Genomic DNA, 3,609 nt, shown 5'->3' on the forward strand with positions numbered 1-3,609 from the left:
GGTGGCAGGGCCGTCGTGGCGGATCGCGACGCCGTTGGTGGTCCGCTTGCCCTGGTCGTAGTCCAGCCGATAGCTGCCGGAGAGCGTCGGCCCCCCGGACCTCGCGGGCGCCGGGACGGACGGTTTCGACGCGAGCGTCGGGCTGGCGGGTGGGGTGTCCGGCTCGAACGAGTACAGGACCGACCAGGTGGCGGCCACGGCGATCAGCATCGCGCACAGCAGCCCGACCGCCCATCGCGTCCGCGCCGAGAACCGGTGGTTCATCGCGGCGAGGGCGGCGCGGGGGCCGTTGCGCGGCGGCGTGGTCACGGTGGTGCGGGCCCGGGCGCGCGGGCCGGCCTCCGCCACGTCGTCGCAGCGCTCGCCGACGGCGGCCGCGAACGCGCGGCACCGCTCGAAACGGTCCTCGGGTTGTTTCGCCAGCGCCTTGCGGAACGCCTCGTCCAGATGCGCCAGCTCCGGGCGGTAATCGCTGAGGCGGGGCGGCTCTTCGTGCAGGTGCTGGCTGATCACCGCGATCGGATTCGAATGCTGGAACGGCGGCGCTCCGGTGAGCAGGTGGAAAGCCGTTGCGGCCAAGGCGTATTGGTCCGCCCGGCCGTCGATGTTGGATCCCGTCAACTGTTCCGGCGCGGCGTAGGCCACCGTTCCCACCGCGACATTGGTCTCGGTGATCCCGCTGATGTCGCCGAGGTGACGCGCGACGCCGAAGTCCGCCAACAGGATTCGGCGTTCACCGTCGTCCGGATGGGTGAGCAGGATGTTCGCCGGTTTCACGTCGCGGTGCAGCAGCCCGCGGTCGTGGGCGTAGTCGAGGGCCCCCGCGACAGCCTGGACGATCGCGCACACCTCACCGACCGGCATCCCGTCGGGGTAGCGCTCCTTCACCAGCCGGGAGGCGTCGGTGCCCTCGACGTAATCCATGGAAATCCAGAGGTGACCGTTGAATTCGCCGCGGTCGTGCACGCCGACGATGTGGGGATGCCACAACGTCGCGGCCAGATCCGCCTCGCGGTTGAACCTTTCACGGAACTCCGGATCGGCGGTGACCGCTTCCGCAAGAACCTTGATCACGTCGCGACGCGGCAACCGGGGATGCAGCGCCAGGTACACCTCGGCCATGCCCCCGGCGCCCAGCTGGCGCAGGATCGTGTAGCCGGCGAAGGGTGCCCCGCTGGAGATCGACAGGCGGGCACCGTCGGCCTCCGCGGGGCGCTCCTCGGGCTCCGCGTTCGGGCTCGAACTGATCGGCGGGATGCGGCGAAACAGCTGGGCGATGGTGACCGCGGGCAACGACTGAAATCCCGCGCGCAGGGCGGCACGGGCCTCCCGCGGGTTGCTCAGCAGCCGCCGCCCGGCGCCGATGCGCCGGGTAGTCCCCTTGTCGTCATCCATCTGCCGCCTCGCCCCCTCGTCGTTTGGACCCCGGCGTGCCGCAACCTGACACGGCGCGCACTGCCTCGGGCACATGCATCGCGATTGAGCCTCGCTTCACCTCGGCGCTCCAGCCGGCACGACGATGTGCCCGGCGCGCCCGGAAACAGACCTCCCCTTCCGTTCAGATCATGCCGGACCGCGGTAGGGGCTTCGCCTCAGCGAGCTATGAAACGGCTATGAGTCGCCGCCTCGACACATAGCCAAATCACAGGCGGTCCCAATAGAGACCACTCACCGCGCGCACCGATACTTGAATGGTGACTCGACCCGCCCCGCCCATCCTGACGATTCGGCACGACGGGTCCCAACGATCCTTCGCGGCCGGCCACGAGGTGGTCGTCGGCCGCGACACCGAGGCCGACGTGCGCATCCCCGATCCCCGGATTTCGCGCGCCCACCTGATCCTGCGTTTCGACCAGGGCCGGTGGCTGGCAATCGACAACGGCTCGCTGAACGGGACCTATCTCAACGGCTACCGGATGCCGGTCATCGATGTCCACGACGGCCAGACCATTCACGTCGGCAACCCGCGGGGACCGCGCCTGACCTTCGCCGTCGGGCCGCAGCAGGGTTATACCGACCGCCCGGGCCGGACCCGCCCGGGTCCGGAGGCCGGGCCGCCGACGCTGGCCTGGTCCGCGCTGCCCGAGCAGCAAACGAATCCGACCCGTCCGCCGCGGCCCGCGACACCCGGGCCGCCGGCCGCGCGCCCGAATTCCCCGGTCCGCCAGCCTGTTCCACCGCCCCGGCAGGCGCCGCCGCCGCCGCGGCCACGGGGCACACCGCCCGCGGAACGGACCGTCGTGCACGCGGGGAAGCCACAGGCGGGGTCGACGCCGCCGGCCGAACTCACCGTGGTCGACGCGAAGACGGCCGACGTGTCCAACCTCGCGACGCGCTTTGTGAAGTTGCTCTCGCCGCGCTCGTCGGCGGCCGCGGGCACCCCGGGCGCCATGACGATCGGGCGCGCCGCGGAGAGCGACATCGTGGTCTCCGACGTGCTGGCCTCACGTCAGCACGCCACGTTGGTGCAGACGCCGCTGGGCACCGAAATCCGGGACAACAGCATCAACGGGACCTTCGTCAACGGCACCCGGGTCGGGTCGGCCATCCTGTCCGACGACGACGTCGTCACCATCGGCAATGTCGACCTCGTTTTCCGCGGCGGCACCCTGACCAAGCGCAGCGAGGCCGAGACCCGCACCGGCGGGCTCGAGGTGCGCAACGTCAACTACGTCGTCGACGGCGGCAAACAACTGCTGGACGAGATCTCGCTGATCGCGCGACCCGGAACGCTGACCGCCGTGATCGGCGGGTCGGGCGCCGGGAAGAGCACCCTGGCCAGGCTGATCGCCGGCTACACCACTCCCAGTTCGGGCTCGGTCACGTTCGAGGGCCACGACATTCACGCCGAATACGCGTCGTTGCGCAGCCGCATCGGCATGGTCCCGCAGGACGACGTGGTGCACCGGCAGCTGACCATCAACCAGGCGCTCGGCTACGCCGCCGAGCTGCGGCTGCCGCCCGACACCAGCAAATCCGACCGGGCGAAGGTCGTCGCGCAGGTCCTCGACGAACTGGACCTGACCAAGCACGCCGACACCCGGGTGGACAAGCTGTCCGGCGGTCAGCGCAAACGCGCGTCGGTGGCCCTCGAGCTGCTCACCGGCCCGTCGCTGCTGATCCTCGACGAGCCGACCTCCGGCCTGGACCCGGCGCTCGACCACCAGGTCATGACGATGCTGCGGCAGCTGGCCGACGCCGGCCGGGTGGTGATCGTGGTGACGCACATGCTGTCCTACCTCGACACCTGCGACCAGCTGCTGCTGGTGGCCCCGGGCGGCAAGACGGCCTACTGCGGCCCGCCCGACCGCATCGGTGCGGCGATGGGCACCACCAACTGGGCCAAGATCTTCACCAAGGTGGGCGCCGATCCCGAGGAGGCCAACCGGCGCTTCCTCGAGCAGCGTGACGCCGAGAAGCGGCCGCAGAAACTGTTGCCGGACAAGGCGGACGAGCCGGGCGCCCTGGGCGAACCGGTGCACACCAGTGTGCGGCGCCAGATTTCGACGGTCGCCCGAAGGCAGATCCGCCTGGTCGTCGCCGACCGCGCCTATTTCATCTTCCTGGCGCTGTTGCCGTTCATCTTGGGTTCGCTGTCGCTGACGGTTC

2 protein-coding genes are annotated in these 3,609 nt (G+C 70.4%); one reads left to right on the forward strand and one right to left on the reverse strand.

The window, feature by feature from the left end; genetic code table 11:
- Nucleotides 1–1,395, reverse strand: a 1,395-nt coding sequence (locus A9X05_RS04030) for a serine/threonine-protein kinase (protein WP_067779328.1), incomplete at its 3' end; no start/stop codon positions are given.
- Nucleotides 1,396–1,691: 296 nt separating this feature from the next.
- On the opposite strand from A9X05_RS04030, the gene A9X05_RS04035 reads away from it, so the two are divergent.
- On the forward strand, nt 1,692–3,609 hold a 1,918-nt coding region (locus tag A9X05_RS04035; protein ID WP_197498906.1), incomplete at its 3' end, for an FHA domain-containing protein.

This window comes from Mycobacterium sp. E3298 (assembly GCF_001666895.1).
In the GTDB taxonomy this organism is placed as follows: Bacteria; Actinomycetota; Actinomycetes; order Mycobacteriales; family Mycobacteriaceae; genus Mycobacterium.